Source organism: Pseudomonas viridiflava (assembly GCF_900602065.1).
GTDB lineage: Bacteria > Pseudomonadota > Gammaproteobacteria > Pseudomonadales > Pseudomonadaceae > Aquipseudomonas.
Genome location: NZ_UWFN01000200.1, coordinates 62123 through 77747 on the forward strand (window position 1 = coordinate 62123; position 15625 = coordinate 77747).

General features: G+C 59.2%; 14 protein-coding genes. 10 read left to right on the forward strand and 4 right to left on the reverse strand.

Translation table 11 applies throughout. The features are described from left to right. Positions 1 to 9 precede the first annotated feature (9 nt). From EE949_RS10830 to EE949_RS10865, 8 genes are all read left to right on the forward strand, one after another. On the forward strand, positions 10 to 1359 hold the full coding sequence (locus EE949_RS10830) for an MFS transporter (RefSeq protein ID WP_122664270.1): 1350 nt from the start codon (positions 10 to 12) through the stop codon (positions 1357 to 1359). 107 nt (positions 1360 to 1466) lie between these two features. Further along, the gene (locus EE949_RS10835) at positions 1467 to 2165 is read left to right on the forward strand and encodes a fumarylacetoacetate hydrolase family protein (protein ID WP_122664271.1); all 699 of its coding nucleotides are present in this window, start codon (positions 1467 to 1469) and stop codon (positions 2163 to 2165) included. A 193-nt stretch (positions 2166 to 2358) separates the two neighbouring features. Then, positions 2359 to 3123, forward strand: coding sequence for an SDR family oxidoreductase (locus EE949_RS10840; protein WP_122664272.1), 765 nt, complete (start codon positions 2359 to 2361; stop codon positions 3121 to 3123). A gap of 31 nt (positions 3124 to 3154) precedes the next feature. Continuing rightward, entirely contained in the window at positions 3155 to 4111 is a 957-nt protein-coding gene (locus tag EE949_RS10845) for a 2-hydroxyacid dehydrogenase (RefSeq protein ID WP_122664273.1), read from the forward strand. A 553-nt stretch (positions 4112 to 4664) separates the two neighbouring features. Continuing rightward, positions 4665 to 4982: an antibiotic biosynthesis monooxygenase family protein gene (locus tag EE949_RS10850; RefSeq protein ID WP_122664274.1), complete on the forward strand. Its 318-nt coding sequence runs from the start codon at positions 4665 to 4667 to the stop codon at positions 4980 to 4982. A 137-nt stretch (positions 4983 to 5119) separates the two neighbouring features. Next, positions 5120 to 6013, forward strand: coding sequence for a LysR family transcriptional regulator (locus tag EE949_RS10855; RefSeq protein ID WP_122664275.1), 894 nt, complete (start codon positions 5120 to 5122; stop codon positions 6011 to 6013). Positions 6014 to 6184: 171 nt separating this feature from the next. Continuing rightward, positions 6185 to 6964 (forward strand): carboxymuconolactone decarboxylase family protein, encoded by a 780-nt coding sequence (locus EE949_RS10860; protein WP_122664276.1) that lies wholly within the window; start codon positions 6185 to 6187, stop codon positions 6962 to 6964. A 64-nt stretch (positions 6965 to 7028) separates the two neighbouring features. Continuing rightward, positions 7029 to 7505, forward strand: coding sequence for a (R)-mandelonitrile lyase (locus EE949_RS10865; RefSeq protein ID WP_122664277.1), 477 nt, complete (start codon positions 7029 to 7031; stop codon positions 7503 to 7505). Positions 7506 to 7770: 265 nt separating this feature from the next. On the opposite strand, the gene EE949_RS10870 is transcribed toward EE949_RS10865, so the two are convergent. The 4 genes from EE949_RS10870 to paoA form a co-directional block, all read right to left on the reverse strand. Continuing rightward, a complete protein-coding gene (locus tag EE949_RS10870; RefSeq protein ID WP_122664278.1) occupies positions 7771 to 8763 on the reverse strand; it encodes an aldo/keto reductase in 993 nt (330 codons plus the stop codon). Positions 8764 to 9015: 252 nt separating this feature from the next. Further along, the gene (gene paoC / locus EE949_RS10875) at positions 9016 to 11214 is read right to left on the reverse strand and encodes an aldehyde oxidoreductase molybdenum-binding subunit PaoC (RefSeq protein ID WP_122664279.1); all 2199 of its coding nucleotides are present in this window, start codon (positions 11212 to 11214) and stop codon (positions 9016 to 9018) included. Next, positions 11211 to 12167, reverse strand: a complete 957-nt coding sequence (locus tag EE949_RS10880; RefSeq protein ID WP_122664280.1) for an FAD binding domain-containing protein — start codon at positions 12165 to 12167, stop codon at positions 11211 to 11213. Before EE949_RS10880 ends, paoC begins: the two co-directional genes overlap by 4 nt. Beyond that, positions 12164 to 12808: an aldehyde dehydrogenase iron-sulfur subunit PaoA gene (gene paoA / locus EE949_RS10885; protein ID WP_122664281.1), complete on the reverse strand. Its 645-nt coding sequence runs from the start codon at positions 12806 to 12808 to the stop codon at positions 12164 to 12166. Before paoA ends, EE949_RS10880 begins: the two co-directional genes overlap by 4 nt. Positions 12809 to 13270: 462 nt before the next feature. On the opposite strand from paoA, the gene EE949_RS10890 reads away from it, so the two are divergent. Together EE949_RS10890 and EE949_RS10895 are read left to right on the forward strand one after the other, a co-directional pair. Further along, on the forward strand, positions 13271 to 14164 hold the full coding sequence (locus EE949_RS10890) for a LysR family transcriptional regulator (protein WP_122664282.1): 894 nt from the start codon (positions 13271 to 13273) through the stop codon (positions 14162 to 14164). Between the two features lie 98 nt (positions 14165 to 14262). Next, positions 14263 to 15288: an aldo/keto reductase gene (locus EE949_RS10895; RefSeq protein WP_122664283.1), complete on the forward strand. Its 1026-nt coding sequence runs from the start codon at positions 14263 to 14265 to the stop codon at positions 15286 to 15288. The last annotated feature ends 337 nt before the right edge of the window (positions 15289 to 15625 follow it).

Below are 15625 nucleotides of genomic sequence, written 5' to 3' on the forward strand. Positions count from 1 at the left end.
GGCTACTTCATGTCAAGTACCCAAACCTCCCAGGCCGCAGTGGCCAGTGCCGACACGGCTCCCCAGGATGCCGTTACCTCCCAGCGGCTGCCAACGCGGCGACGCTGGTTCATGCTTTCCCTGTTGCTGATCGCGACCATCATCAACTACGTCGACCGGGTGAACATCTCCATCGCCGCGCCGTTCATGGCCAAGGATCTTGGGCTGGACAAGGTCGAGATGGGCCTGATCTTTTCCGCGTTTGCCTGGACCTACGCGTTGGCACTGGTACCGGCCGGGTTTGTCGCGGACCGGTTCGGTTCGCGTATCACTTACGGGGTGTCGCTGATCAGTTGGTCGGCAGTCACCGTATGCCAGGGGCTGGCTGGGGGCTTTGCTTCGCTGTTCGGGCTGCGGCTTGCCGTGGGCGCGATGGAAGCTCCGGCATTTCCGGCCAACAGCCGAGCGGTAACGGTCTGGTTCCCGGCCCGGGAGCGGGGCCTGGCCAGCAGTATCTATGTGTGTGGTCAGTACCTGGGCACGGCGCTGTTTACCGGCGTGCTGTTGTGGCTGGCGACGACTTATGACTGGCGCCACGTGTTTTACAGCACCGGTATTGTCGGCATCGTCTTTGGCGTGATCTGGTTGTTTGTCTATCGCGATCCGTTGAACTGCAAGAAAGTCAGCAAGGAAGAACTCAAATACATCGAAGACGGCGGTGGTCTGGTCAAAAGCAGCCAGGAGCGCACTAAATTCAACTGGCGGCAGATTGCCGAGCTGTTTCGCTATCGGCAGATCTGGGCGATCTGTATTGGCAAATTCGCCAGTACTTCAGCGCTGTATTTCTTCCTGACCTGGTTCCCGACGTACCTGATCGAAGAACGCCATCTGACCATGATCAAAGTGGGCATCTTCGCCGTGCTGCCGTTCATTGGCGCCACTGTAGGGATTTTGCTCGCGGGGATTGTTTCCGACCTGTTGATTCGCCGTGGCTACTCCATGTCGTTCGCGCGCAAATTGCCGCTGGTGGTGGGCTCGATGCTGGGCATGTCGATCGTGCTGGTCAATTTCACTGACTCCAACGTGCTGTGCATCGCCGTGCTGACCACGGCATTTTTTGCGCAGGGCATTGCTTCGGCGTCCTGGGCTGCGGTGTCGGAAGTGGCGCCTAAAGAGCTGATCGGCCTGACCGGCGGCGTCACCAGCCTTGCGGCGAACATCGGCGGGATCGTCACGCCGATCGTGATTGGCGGCATCGTTCACGCCACCGGCTCCTTCGCGATGGCCTTCTGGTTCATCGGTGGGGTAGCGCTGATTGGCACCTTGTCGTACTCGCTGCTGCTGGGCCGTCTGTACCGCATTGAATTGCAGACCCGGTAAGGGAAATACCCCTGATTAATCCAGAACGAAGCCGCTTTCGTCCAACTTTGCAGCGGTTCAGCGTCGTAGGCTGAACGCTCTGGATAGGACGTTGCACGAGGACAACAATGAATAACTACGTATTTACGCCTGCCACTCTGACCACCTTGCCCGTCGAAGGCAGCACGGCCCGGTTCCCGGTCGGTCGCGTGTTTTGCCTGGGTCGCAATTACTCGTGGGGTGATGCAACCGGCCAGCAGCGTGAAGCCCCGGTGTTCTTCATGAAGCCCGCCAGTTCGGTAATCGATGCCCTTGGCGAAATCGCCTTTCCGCCACTGACGGAGGAGTTCTGCCATGAAATTGAACTGGTGGTGGCGATCGGCGAGGGCGGTTCGAACATTTCCGAAGACAACGCGCTGGAGCACATCTGGGGCTACGCGGCCGGGCTGGACCTGACCCGCCGTGACTTGCAGAAAGTTGCCAAGGTCGCCGGTATGCCCTGGGATGGTGCCAAGGCATTTGATGGTTCCGCGCCCATCACCACGATCATGCCGGTGAGCCAGATTGGCCATCCGGACGAAGGTGCCGTGTGGCTCGCGGTGAATGGCGAAGAACGTCAGCGCTCAACACTGGAGAGTCAGATCTGGTCGGTGCGTGAGGTGATCAGCCGCTTGTCTCAATCCATCACGCTCAGGCCAGGCGACCTGATCATGACCGGCACGCCGCCGGGTGTGGATGCGCTCCAGCCGGGCGATGTGATCAGTGCGGGTATTGACGGGGTCGGCCAGCTTGAAGTGCGCGTTGGCCCACGGCGAGCCGCGATTTAGGCCCACGCCAACGATTCAGAATTGAAATGCATTTGTTTTCTGTGGGAGCGGTGCTTGCCCGCGATAAGAACACCGCAGATACCAGGTGAACCGTGTCCAGCCTTATCGCGGGCAAGCACCGCTCCCACAGGGTTTCTGTGTTTGCCGCGCGACAGCGTGACCTCACAACAAATTCGAAACAAGGAGAACAACAATGTCCAATAACACTTCCTCCCAAATCGCCCTGGTCACCGGTGCCGGCAGTGGTGTAGGTCAGGCTGTCGCCCGGACGCTGCTTGCCGAAGGTTACAAGGTCGTGGTGGTGGGGCGTCGTCTCGAACCGCTGCAAGCCCTGGTCGACGAAGCTCATGCACAAGGTCGCGAAGCGTTGGCGGTGTCGGTCGATGTGCGTGATCCTGCGAGCATTGACGCAATGTTCGCCACGGTTGAAGAGGTGTACGGGCGTCTCGACGTCATCTTCAACAATGCCGGCATCAATGCGCCGGCGGTACCGATGGATGAGCTGCCGGTTGAGAAATGGCTGGACGTGATCAACACCAACCTGACTGGTGTGTTTCTGTGCTCGCGAGGGGCGTTTGCCCTGATGCGCCGGCAGCAGCCACAAGGTGGACGAATCATTAACAACGGTTCGATTTCCGCGCACACCCCACGGCCGTTCACGGCGCCGTATACCGCCAGCAAGCACGCTGTATTGGGCCTGACCAAATCCCTCGCGCTGGACGGACGTGAGTTCAATATCGCCTGCAGCCAGATCGATATCGGCAACGCGTTGACCGAGTTGTCGGTGCGCATGACCAAAGGCGTGCGCCAGGCCAATGGCGAAATCGCCGTGGAGCCCATGGTCGACGTCAAGCACATCGCCGACGCCGTGGCGTACATGGCCAGCCTGCCGTTGTCTGCCAACGTACTGAACATGACCGTCATGGCCACCAACATGCCTTTCGTCGGTCGCGGCTGAAACCCGTCTTTTCATCTTTTCAGAGGTTCTCATGAAGCCAGAAGTCCTGTTGCTCAGCCCCATCCTGATTCCCCATATTCGTGCGCAGCTCGATGAGCTGTTCACGGTCTGGCCTTACCATTTGCAGACCGACAAAGCGGCGTATCTGAAGGAGCACGGCGCTAATATCCGCGGAGTGATTACCGGCGGACACACCGGGATTACCCACGCGGTGATGGAACAGCTACCCAAGCTGGAAGTGATCGCCGTCAATGGCGTTGGCACTGACGCGGTAGACCTGGCGTATGCCCGGGATCGCGGGATTCATGTCACCGCCACGATTGGCGCGCTGACTGAAGACGTTGCCGACCTGGCCATCGGCCTGTTGATTTCAGCCTGCCGTGGTTTGTGCACCGGCGACCGCTATGTGCGCGCCGGTGAATGGGCGAAAAGTGCGACGCCGTTGGTACCGTTGCCGCTGGCGCGGCAGGTCAGTGGCATGCGCATCGGTATTGTCGGCATGGGCCGGGTAGGGCGCGCTGTCGCTGTGCGTGCTGCGGCGTTTGGCTGTCCGGTCAGCTACACCGACCTGCAACCCATGAGTGACGTCAGCCATACGTTTGTCGCGGACCTCACCCAGTTGGCCCGTGACAGCGATGCGCTGATTCTCGCGGCTGCCGCCGACAAGGCTGAAGGGATTATCAATGCGCAGGTTCTGCAGGCACTGGGCAGTGAGGGGTATCTGATCAATGTGGCACGCGGCAAACTGGTCAATGAACCTGATTTGATCGCTGCACTGGAAGCTGGACAAATCGCCGGTGCCGGGCTGGATGTGTTTGTCGATGAACCTAATGTGCCCGAGACATTGTTCGCCCGCGAGCAGGTGGTGCTACAACCGCACCGGGCCAGCGCCACGGTGCAAACCCGTACGCGCATGGCCGAAATGGTGGTGTCCAGTCTGGTCGACACCTTCGCCGGAAAGAAACCGCAGCGCTGTGTGACAGGCTGAGGCTAGCAGCGATCCTGCTTTCCTGTAGGAGCCGAGCTTGCTCGCGATAAGGCTGGACGCAATTCACTTTAGATCGCATGAACCTCATCGCGAGCAAGCTCGGCTCCCACAACCAGATTTTCGCGAAGAGAGGGGTGCCAGCCCAGCCGGCGCCTGAAAAGGATGACGATGAATCATTGCAGAATGTATCCCGTCCGCTAAAAACGGTCATTTGCTGACAACGACTCAGGTGCCTGATACAGGCACGACAACACCGTATCTCCAAGGCCCTCACTTTTTGTGATCCGGCCTCACCTGTTTTTTACGCGGGCTTTGCTACAGCTCTTACTCCCCAAGGGCTGTAGCTTTTTTTATATCGTCTGACCCATGCCGTTTTATCCTCCCCATAACTGATTTCCCGCTGGCAGAACCTGACTGGAGATGTTCTCTCCTGCAGCGATGGCTCATGCATTGATGAATCAGGCTCATGAGGCTAATTAGATCTAGCCCTATAGTCGTGACTCAGCCTGCTGGTTAAGTTCCAACCGCAGACATCAGCGGGCAGGCAGGAATCATGACCATAGCAGCCGTTAATACCCTGGAAATCCGTATCAACCCAGAGGCTGACCCTCATCTTGAGCAGCAGTTGAAGAGCCTTGTGGCGCGTATCGAAGACATGCCGGACTGCCTCGGCTATGCATTGATACGCAACCCGGGTCAGGACGACTTCTGGATCCTCAGCGGCTACTGGTCAAACGCGGAAGCCATGACCGCACACTTTTCCAGTGAACCAATGACCGGGATCGTCAGTTCGTTGATCGAGTCCTGCGCGAACCTGACTTTCAGCAGTTTCGCGCCGGTATTGGCCGAGGCACAGTGCGATGAAGTCTGAGGAAAGCCTGTTCCGCAACCGAACGTATTTTTCGAACTTTGGCCGCGCCTCCCTGCTGTCCGGCTCAGTATAAAAAATACAGATGCTTTAATTGAACGGAACTGCCGGTTCTGGCGCACCAAAAAATGGAAACAAGCATGCAGCAGGAAAACTTCAACGATCTTTTTGCCTTTGCCGCAGTCGCGACTGATCGCAGTTTTACCAAGGCTGCCGCCAAACTGGGCGTCAGTCCATCGGCCCTGAGCCACACCATTCGCAACCTCGAAGCGCGGCTCGGTTTGCGGTTATTGACCCGCACCACGCGCAGTGTTTCGCCCACTGAAGCCGGGGAGCGGCTCCTGCGCACAGTCAAACCGCGCTTTGATGAAATCACGTCCGAACTGGCCGTATTGAGCGATCAACGTGAAGCGCCAGCGGGCACTATTCGTATTACCGCCAGCGAGCACGTGGCGATATCCATTATTGGCCCGGCGTTGCAGAAACTGTTGCCGCAGTACCCGGACATCAATGTCGAGGTCAATGTCGATTCGGGCCTGACCAATATTGTCGCCGAACGTTTTGACATTGGCGTGCGACTGGGCGAGCGGGTCGCCAAGGACATGATTGCCGTGCGGATCAGTCCTGACCTGCGCTGGGTAGTCGTGGCTTCACCTGCCTATTTCGCCAGAAATCCCCGGCCCGAAGTCCCGCAGGATCTGACCAGCCATAACTGCATCAATATTCGCTTTCCGACCCATGGCGAGCTGTTTGTCTGGGATTTCGAGAAGGACGGTCGCGAGGTCAAGGTCCGGGTCGAAGGGCAACTGACCTTCAACAGCATCGTCATGCGTATGGACGCCGTACTGGCCGGGCTGGGTGTTGCCTATTTGCCGGAGGACCGGGTGGCTGCATACATTGAAGACGGACAACTGATTGCCGTGCTGGATGACTGGTGTCAGCCGTGTCCGGGCTATCACCTTTATTACCCGAATCGCCGTCATGCCTCGCTGGCGTTCTCTCTGGTGGTTGATGCCTTGCGTTACCAACCCTGAGAAGGCATTGGTGAATTCCCCTCATGGCTGCATGCGGGGCGCGCCCATAGTCGTTGCCGGTGCAGTGGTTTAACGTCCCGGACGTCGTTGAATCGTCAGGCGTGATCCTGACCTTGAGCACCTTCATTTACATCGGCATCTCATTCAAAGTCATCATTAAAAGGCCCATGCATGAAGCTATTAGCAACCGCGTTTGCCACTCTGTTCTTTGCCACGGCTTCCGATGGCAGCGAGTCAAAAGCCAGGCCCGACCCCAAGCCTTCCCCTGATGTGCTGGAAGTCACCCCTCAGCTTTATCAATACACCACTGACCTGTTATTCGGTGAAGTCTGGAAGCGCGAGGCGTTATCCCCGCGTGACCGCAGCCTCATTACCCTGTCGGCGCTGGTTGCCGGGGGGCAGACTGCGCAGATGACCGGGCACGTGAAACTCGGGCTGGATAACGGCCTCAAGCCCAGTGAAATCAGCGCGTTGATTACCCATCTGGCGTTCTATTCCGGCTGGCCGAACGCGATGTCGGCGGTTGGCGTGGCGAAGAAGGTCTTTGACGAGCGCGGCATTCCCGCAGACCAGATCGTGCCGCCTGGCACCGAACCGCTCACACTTGATCCCGCCGCTGAAGCCAGGCGCAAGGCGGCTGTTGCTGCGGCGACCGCGGACGTCGCCCCGGAGCTGGGGCGTTTCACCGACGACGTGTTGTTTGCCGATCTGTGGCGCCAGACCAGCCTGACAGCGCGTGATCGCAGCCTCGTCACTGTCGCGGCACTGATCACTCAGGGGCAGGCCGCGCAATTGCCGTTTCACCTCAACCGCGCCATGGATAACGGTCTGACCCGTGAGCAGGCGTCTGAAGTGGTGACGCATCTGGCGTTCTACGCCGGTTGGCCGAAGGCAATGTCGGCTGTGCCGGTCTTGAAGGACGTGTTCGCGTCTCGCGCTACCCAAGGTTGATCAATGTGAGGGCATGCACACACACACACACACACATGCCCGGCCATATCCCGTGAGGTGCATCATGAAGAAACTGGCAGCAACTGCGTTATCCCTGTCCCTGCTTGCGTTTGAGTCCCATGCCGAGAGCACGCTGCCGGTGACGGTTACGCCCAACGGCTCGCAACCCTCGGTGAAGGGGCCAGCGGATTACTTTACCGGGACGGTGCGGGTCGACGCGCCGTTCAAAGGGAATGAACCTGCACGTGTCAGCGGCGCAACCGTCACCTTCGAACCTGGTGCCCGCTCTGCCTGGCATACCCATCCACTGGGGCAAACGTTGATCGTCACCGCGGGGTCCGGGCTGGTACAGGAGTCTGGCAAGGCCGTACAGGCCATCAAGGCGGGCGACACGGTGTGGATTCCGCCGGGCGTCAAGCATTGGCATGGGGCAACGGCGACGACGGGCATGACTCACATTGCCATCGCCGAGGCTCAGGACGGCAAGGTGGTGAACTGGCTGGAGCAAGTCAGTGATCAGGAGTATGCCGCTTCACGCTGATTCGGGGGCAACGTCATCGAGTCAAGACAGTTACCAAGGCCACCTCGGTTCTACTCCGTTGAGGGGTGGCCTTTTTTATTCTCGAGTGCCACAGCGTTGTCGCGCAGCAAACATTTGACCTGGAGGAGCGCACGAGCAACGCGAGGCCGCGATGGCGGCGTGTCAGACAAGTCGCTATCGCTGGCCTCGTAACCTCGGTGAGTTCCTACAGGACCGGCCGGGCGGCGTTCCGCTCCTGCGGAAAAACGTTATCCGCCTGAATGGCTCAACGCCCGGTCATGTCCAGCGCCGCTTGCGGCAGGTGCTCACCTTGGGGCTGGATTTTTGCTGCGGCGTCTTCGATGGCGGCCAGGTCAGCCGGGCTCAATTCGAGGGTCACGGCGCCGAGATTTTCTTCAAGTCGATGCAGTTTTGTGGTCCCCGGAATCGGCACAATCCACGGCTTGCGAGCCAGCAGCCAGGCTAGCGCGATTTGCGCAGGTGTCACGCCTTTCTCATCCGCCACACTGCGCAGCAGATCAACCAGACCCTGATTGGCTTTACGCATTTCTGCCGTGAAGCGCGGCACATGGTTGCGGAAGTCGTTGCTGTCGAATTGGGTGGTTGCATCGATTTTGCCGGTCAGAAAGCCTGCGCCCAAAGGGCTGAACGGCACAAAGCCGATGTTCAGTTCTTCCAGCGTCGGCAGCAATTCCAGTTCGGGCTCACGCCACCATAACGAGTACTCGCTTTGCACAGCGGTGACCGGATGCACAGCATGGGCGCGGCGGACGGTTTGCACGCTGGCTTCGGACAAACCGTAGTGCCTGACCTTGCCCGCGGCGATCAGATCAGTGATCGCCCCAGCCACGTCTTCAATGGGCACATTCGGATCGACCCGATGCTGGTAAAACAGATCGAGGGTATCCACCTTCAGGCGCTTGAGTGAAGCTTCGGCAACCGCTTTGATGTGCTCGGGGCGGCTATTCAAGCCACTGCCGCGCACGCCGGTCTGCAGGTCGATATCGAAGCCGAATTTAGTGGCAATCACCACCTGGCCTTTGAACGGTGCAAGCGCCTCGCCGAGCAGTTCTTCATTGACCCATGGGCCGTAAGCTTCTGCAGTGTCGAAAAAAATCACGCCGCGCTCGATGGCGGCATGCATCAAGGTGATCATCTGCTGCTTGTCGGCTGCGGGGCCGTAAGCGGAACTCATGCCCATGCAACCCAGACCCATCGCCGAAACGTCGAGTGCATTGCCCAGTGTTCTCATTTTCATGCTGTTCTCCATAGAGATGCCTTTGAACACAGGCTACAGAGCAGGGCAGCGTTAGAGAATGCGGGCTAATCCAAGTACGGTTGTGAGGTGATTTCAGTAATGCGGAATGGCAGTTTTAATCAAACAAACACGATTGTCTGACTTGAAACCCGATTTCCTGTAGGAGCTGCCGCAGGCTGCGATGGCGGTGTGCAAGGATGGATGCTTTCGCAGCCTTCGCCAGCTCCTACAGAGAAATGTGCATCCTTTCGCTTAAATCATTTCCGGCAACGACTTCAGAACTTTATCCAGGGTGATGGGATATTCCCGCACCCGTGCGCCCGTCGCGTTGTAGATCGCATTGGCAATCGCCGCGCTGACCCCGCACAGGCCGAGTTCGCCGACCCCTTTGGCTTTCATCGGGGAAGACACCGGATCGGTTTCGTCGAGGAAAATCACTTCCTGCTCGGGAATGTCGGCGTGTACCGGCACTTCGTAGCCTGCCAGGTCGTGATTGACGAAAAAGCCCAGTCGTTTGTCCACGGCCAGCTCTTCCATCAGCGCCGCACCAACGCCCATGGTCATCGCCCCGATGACCTGGCTGCGTGCCGATGTCGGGTTGAGGATACGACCTGCCGCGCAGACCGCCAGCATGCGCCGGACACGGGTCTCACCGGTGGCCATGTTCACCGCGACTTCGACAAAGTGCGCACCGAAGGTCGATTGCTGATACTTCTTGGCCAGCTCGGCAAACTCAATGGAGTCCTCAGCGACCAGCTCGCCGTTGCGAGCCGCCTGACCCAGCGGCAAGCTGCGCCCGGCGAATTGCACCTGACCTTCGCTGAACACTGCATCGTCGGCGCTGTAACCCAGACGTCTGGTCACCGCTTCGCGCAGTTTCACGCACGCGGCATAAACACCTGCGGTCGAACAGTTGGCACCGAACTGGCCACCGGATCCGGCAGACACCGGGAAGTCCGAATCGCCCAGTTTGACAACGACGTCATCCAGGGTCACGCCCATCATCTCTGCCGCCGTCTGGGCAATGATGGTATAGCTGCCCGTACCGATATCGGTCATGTCGGTTTCCACCGTGACCTTGCCATTACTGCTCAAACGAACCCTGGCTCCGGATTTGAGCAGCAGGTTGTTTCGATAAGCGCAGCCCACACCCATACCGATCAGCCAGTTGCCCTCGCGCTGCATGCCGGGGCGTGATTGGCGCTTGTTCCAGCCGAAACGTTCGGCACCGGTTTGCAGGCACTGGATCAGGTTGCGTTGGGAAAACGGTCGTTGCGGGTTGCCGGGATCGACCTGCGTGTCATTGATGATCCGGAACTGGATGGGGTCCAGGCCCAGCTTCTCTGCCATCTCGTCCATGGCGATTTCCAGGGCCATCAAGCCTGGTGTTTCACCCGGTGCGCGCATGGCGTTGCCCTCCGGCAAATCCAGCGTGGCCAGGCGCATAGCGGTCATTCGGTTGTCACCGGCATACAGAAACTGAGTCGGCTGCACGGCGTTCTCCACGCCACCGCCAGCGAGATCACCGGACCAGCCTTCATGGGCAATGGCGGTGATCTTGCCGTCCTGGCTGGCACCGATGCGAATGCGCTGGATAGTGGCCGGGCGGTGTGTGGTGTTATTGATGATCTGCGGGCGTGCCAAAGCCACTTTTACCGGGCGGCCGCATTGCTTCGATCCGAGTGCTGCAAGAATGGCGTCAGACCTGATAAACAGTTTGCCGCCGAAACCTCCGCCGATATAGGGCGACACCAGACGCACATTTTCTTTGGCCAGCCCGAGGGTGGTGGCAACGTCGCCGACACTCCAGGCGATCATCTGATTGGACGTCCAGAGGATCAGCTTTTCACCTTCCCAGGTCGCCATGGAACTGTGCGGCTCCATGGCCGCATGAGACTGGTCCGGCGTGGTGTAAGTCGCATCGAACTGCACTGGCGCTGAACTGAAAGCTCCGGCAAAGTCACCGCGAGCGGTATCCGGCGCTTCGCCCTCCGGTTTGACGGCGGCATTCAGGTCATGACCCAGATCGTACTGACCGTTGCTGCGCTGATATTCGACCTGCACCAGTTGCGCAGCGGCACGCGCTTCTTCGAAAGACTCGGCCACCACCAGCGCGATGGCCTGATGGTAGTGCTGGATTTCAGGCCCGCCGAGCAGTTTTGCGGTGTTGTATTTGCCTTTGCCCAGCTTGCCTGCACTGGCTGCCGTGACAATCCCCAGTACGCCGGGTGCTGCGTTTGCAGCCTCCAGATTCATGGAGCCGATACGACCCTTGGCGATAGCTGAGGTAACGACGTAGCCGTAAGCCTGGTTCGGCACCGTGTCGTGATGCTCGTAGGCGTAAGGTGCCTGCCCGGTGGTCTTCAGCTTGCCGTCGATGCGTGGTGTGGCCTTGCCGACGACTTTGAGCTGGTCGATGGGATTGGTAGTAGCCGGGGTATCGAATCTCATGACGTGGCCCTCGCTTGCGCCATGACCGAAGCGAGCGTGCGCTCGGCGAGCGTCACTTTGAATTCGTTCTCATGGGTTGGCGTCGCGCCATGCAGCAGTTTTGCGGTGACCGCTTTTGCACCCTCAGGCATCAGCGCGTCGGCTTCTTCAACCCTCCATGGCTTGTGCGCGACGCCGCCCAATGCGACCCGGCCTTTGCCGTTGCTTTGAATCACGGCAGCCACCGAGATCAGCGCAAACGCATAAGAGGCCCGGTCACGGACTTTCTGGTACAGGTGAGTGCCGCCAATGGGCGCAGGCAGCGTGACAGCAGTAATCAGCTCGTTGGCCGCAAGAGACGTTTCGATGTTGGGGGTAGTGCCTGGCAGGCGATGGAAGTCGGCAATCGGGATGACCCGGGTGGTGCCATCCGGGCGAACGGTTTCCACTTGCGCATCCAGGACGCGCATTGCAATCGCCATATCGCTCGGGTGCGTGGCGATACAGGCGCTGCTGACACCGATAATCCCCAGTTGCCGTGTGACGCCGCCGATGGCTGCGCAGCCACTGCCCGGATGGCGCTTGTTGCAGGCCTGATTAGTGTCGTAGAAGTAAGGGCAGCGGGTGCGCTGCAGCAAATTCCCGGCAGTGGTCGCGGCGTTACGCAGTTGCCCGGAAGCACCGGACAGCAGTGCGCGTGACAACACCCCGTAATCCTTGCGTACTCGCGGGTCTGCGGCCAGGTCGGTGTTGCGCACCAGTGCCCCGATGCGTAGCCCGCCATCAGGCGTTGCTTCAATGCGATCCAGCGCAAGATCATTGACGTCAATAAGATGCAGCGGGGTTTCGATCTCCAGCTTCATCAGGTCCAGCAGGTTAGTGCCACCAGCAATGAATTTGGAGCCTTCGGTCTGTGCGGAGTGTGCTGCCGCTTCAGCCGGGGATTGGGCGCGTACATAGGTGAAGGGTCTCATGCAGTCACCTCCGCGATTTCGCTGATGGCAGCGATGATGTTGGAGTAGGCACCACAGCGGCAGATATTGCCGCTCATGCGTTCCTGGAACTCACTGGCGATCAGTTGCGGTCGATCTGTCAGGCTCTGACTGACATGGCTCGGAATGCCCTGACGGATTTCGTCGAGCACTGCGACGGCCGAGCAGATCTGCCCCGGCGTGCAATAGCCGCACTGGAAACCGTCGTGTTTGATGAACGCAGCTTGCATCGCGTGCAGGTTGTCCGGGGTTCCCAGACCTTCGACCGTAGTGACCTTCGATCCCTGCTGCATCACCGCCAGGGTCAGGCATGAGTTAACCCGTTTGCCATTGACTATCACGGTGCAGGCACCGCATTGACCGTGGTCGCAGCCTTTCTTGGTGCCCGTGAGTTGTAGGTGCTCGCGCAAGGTATCGAGCAGTGTCGTGCGGGTGTCCAGCTCCAGTTGCCGGGGCACGCCATTCACTTCAAGGGACACCGCTGCACGCACGGGGCGAGCCATCTGGTTTGCCGCCGAGGCGAGTGCGGAAATGAACGGGGGGAGCGCTACGGTGCTGGCGGTCACTGCGCCCACGATCAGGAATTTGCGTCTGGTTATTTTCATCAGGTCACGGTCGTCCATTGTTTTGTTCCCGTTTTGATGGGGAAGGGCTGCGAATTCAGCGTTAGCCATGGCAGCGGCACCTGTTTCGGTGCCTTCAGTAAAAGTGGCGTGCGTCGGGCGTCTCTGCGTCCGTTGTTGCCGCCCGATCGGGTCTGGCCGGTTTCAGCGGGATCAAGATTACGACTCGCGACGGTCGCCGAAAGTTTGAGTCAATCGCTCACTTGCTGTTATGAATTGGTTTCATGAATCCACGCCTGATCAGTGTCTGGAGGTGACGGTAGTGCCCTGACGGCCCACGGACTATGCACGCAGAGCGCAATACACACCTGAGCCCAGCTCATCAATGTGCGTCAGGCCTTTAAAACCGGGTGTTTCACACTGATTACGGGGGGCGTCCTTCGATACATTTTGAAAACAAACAGCGTGGAGTATTAAGCGCTGGGTGGTTTAATCGCCCCACTGTATGAAGAGGGTTCATGAATGGCGCGGGATGGTTATAACGATTTGCTGGCGTTCATCGCCGTGGCGCGGGAAAGAAGCTTCACGCGAGCCGCCGCTCAGCTTGGGGTTTCGCAATCGGCGTTGAGCCATACCATTCGCTCATTGGAAACCCGTCTGGGCGTGAGGTTGCTGACGCGCACCACTCGCAGCGTGTCGCCGACTGAGGCTGGCGAGAGGCTGTTCGAAAGCCTTGCGCCGCGTTTCGAAGAGATCGACGCGGATCTGGATGAGGTCATTGGCCTGAGTGACAAACCGCGAGGCACCATTCGCATCACGGCAACCGATCACACCGCAAACACGGTGCTCTGGCCAAGGCTGAAAAAAATCCTCCCGGAGTACCCCGATCTCAAAATCGAAATCGTGACTGACTATGGCCTGACTGACATCGTCGCGCAGCGTTATGACATCGGCGTGCGCTTGGGGGATCAGGTCGCCAAGGACATGATTGCCGTGCGCATCGCGCCGGACATGCGCATGGCCATCGTCGGCGCGCCGTCCTACCTTGAGCACCGCGCGGCACCGCTGAAACCCGAAGACCTGCATCTACATAACTGCATCAACCTGCGGCTGCCGACCCATGGCGGCTGTTATGCCTGGGAGTTGGCCAACGGCACAAACGAGCTGCAGATCCGCGTGGACGGGCAACTGACATTCAACGGGGTTTACCAGATTCTTCAGGCCGCACTTGATGGCGGCGGGCTGGCCTACATTCCGCAGGAACTGGCACAGCCGCATGTCGATGCAGGTCGCCTGAACTGGGTGCTGGAGGAGTGGTTTCCGACCTTTCCCGGCCTGCATCTGTTCTATGCCAGCCGCCGTCAATCCTCCCGTGCATTGGCGCTGGTCGTGGATGCGCTGCGATTGAATACATGAACCTTGTTCATAAGTGCATCTTGATTTCTGGTCTTACTCAATAATTCGCAGGTCCCTAGGATGGGTTGACGTTTATTCAGCCATTTCGAGAGGACCTTATGGATCACCGTTATCTGGGCCGCAGCGCTCTGAAAGTATCGCCCTTGTGCCTGGGCGCCATGATGTTTGGCGGCGAAACGGATGAGCCCACCTCACGGCGAATCATTGACAAGGCCTTCGACCAAGGCGTGAATTTCCTCGATACCGCCGATGCCTACCATGCTGGTCGATCGGAAGAAGTAGTCGGTCGAGCCATTGCGGCGCAACGCGATGACTGGGTGCTTGCCACCAAGTTCGGTTACCCGACCCCCGATCATCAAGGGCCGAACCAGCAGGGGCAGTCGCGCAAGTGGATCATGCAGGCGGTCGAGGCGAGTCTGAAGCGGCTGGGCACGGACTACATCGACGTTCTCTACTTCCACCGTGCGCTGACGGATGCGCCGATGGAAGAGGGGATTCGCGCAGTCGGCGATCTGATTCGGCAGGGCAAGATCCGTTACTACGGGGTCTCCAACTTTCATGGGTGGCGTATTGCGGAAGTGGTGCGCATCGCCGATCAATTGGGCATTGAACGTCCGGTGGCGAGTGAGCCGTTGTATAACATCGTTGATCGCAGCGCTGAGGTTGAGCAACTACCGGCGGCTGAGCAATACGGTCTGGGTGTCGTGTCTTACAGCCCGCTCGCCCGCGGTGTGTTGAGTGGCAAGTACGGGGTGGATGCAGCAGTGCCCGCGGACTCCCGTGCCGGGCGTGGCGACAAGCGACTGCAGCAGACCGAGTGGCGCCCTGAGTCACTGAAAATCGCCCGGACGATTGCCGAACATGCGGCTGAGCGCGGCACGACGTCTATTGCATTCGCGCTTGCCTGGGTGTTGAAGAACAGGCTGGTCAGTGCTGCCATTGCCGGGCCACGTACCGAGGCGCAGTGGGACAGTTATCTGGATGCGCTAAGCCTCGAATTGGGGCCTGACGATGAGAAGCTGGTGGATAGCCTGGTGGTGCCGGGGCATACGTCGACTCACGGGTATACCGATCCGGGGTATCCGGTGCAGGGGCGTAAGACTAGAACCGACCTGATTGTTTGAACTCGCCGGGCTGCTGTAGGAGCTGCCGAAGGCTGCGAAGCGGTGTGTCAGATACCTCGTGATCGGCGCAGAACCTGTGGGACCGGATTCATCCGGGAGGGCTGCATTCCAGGTGACGATGATGTGGCGGATGTACTGGCCTCTTCCCTGATGAATCCGGTCCCACGGGGCCAATGTTTACCGCGGACCGCGTGGTGCCATGGACTCCGGGGCAGCACTTACCGGCCCGAGGCGATCCTGATACCGCCTTTGATCGGCTTTGGATTTTGATCTTAGGCGCCCCGTTAAACCACGTCGGCCGGAATTCGATATTGCCATGATCGCCGGTGGCGGCGGG

Coding starts and splice junctions, on each gene's coding strand:
- EE949_RS10830 (WP_122664270.1), top strand. CDS start 10: ATGTCAAGTACCCAAACCTCCCAGGCCGCAGTGGCCAGTGCCGACACG.
- EE949_RS10835 (WP_122664271.1), top strand. CDS start 1,467: ATGAATAACTACGTATTTACGCCTGCCACTCTGACCACCTTGCCCGTC.
- EE949_RS10840 (WP_122664272.1), top strand. CDS start 2,359: ATGTCCAATAACACTTCCTCCCAAATCGCCCTGGTCACCGGTGCCGGC.
- EE949_RS10845 (WP_122664273.1), top strand. CDS start 3,155: ATGAAGCCAGAAGTCCTGTTGCTCAGCCCCATCCTGATTCCCCATATT.
- EE949_RS10850 (WP_122664274.1), top strand. CDS start 4,665: ATGACCATAGCAGCCGTTAATACCCTGGAAATCCGTATCAACCCAGAG.
- EE949_RS10855 (WP_122664275.1), top strand. CDS start 5,120: ATGCAGCAGGAAAACTTCAACGATCTTTTTGCCTTTGCCGCAGTCGCG.
- EE949_RS10860 (WP_122664276.1), top strand. CDS start 6,185: ATGAAGCTATTAGCAACCGCGTTTGCCACTCTGTTCTTTGCCACGGCT.
- EE949_RS10865 (WP_122664277.1), top strand. CDS start 7,029: ATGAAGAAACTGGCAGCAACTGCGTTATCCCTGTCCCTGCTTGCGTTT.
- EE949_RS10870 (WP_122664278.1), bottom strand. CDS start 8,763: ATGAAAATGAGAACACTGGGCAATGCACTCGACGTTTCGGCGATGGGT.
- paoC (WP_122664279.1), bottom strand. CDS start 11,214: ATGAGATTCGATACCCCGGCTACTACCAATCCCATCGACCAGCTCAAA.
- EE949_RS10880 (WP_122664280.1), bottom strand. CDS start 12,167: ATGAGACCCTTCACCTATGTACGCGCCCAATCCCCGGCTGAAGCGGCA.
- paoA (WP_122664281.1), bottom strand. CDS start 12,808: ATGGACGACCGTGACCTGATGAAAATAACCAGACGCAAATTCCTGATC.
- EE949_RS10890 (WP_122664282.1), top strand. CDS start 13,271: ATGGCGCGGGATGGTTATAACGATTTGCTGGCGTTCATCGCCGTGGCG.
- EE949_RS10895 (WP_122664283.1), top strand. CDS start 14,263: ATGGATCACCGTTATCTGGGCCGCAGCGCTCTGAAAGTATCGCCCTTG.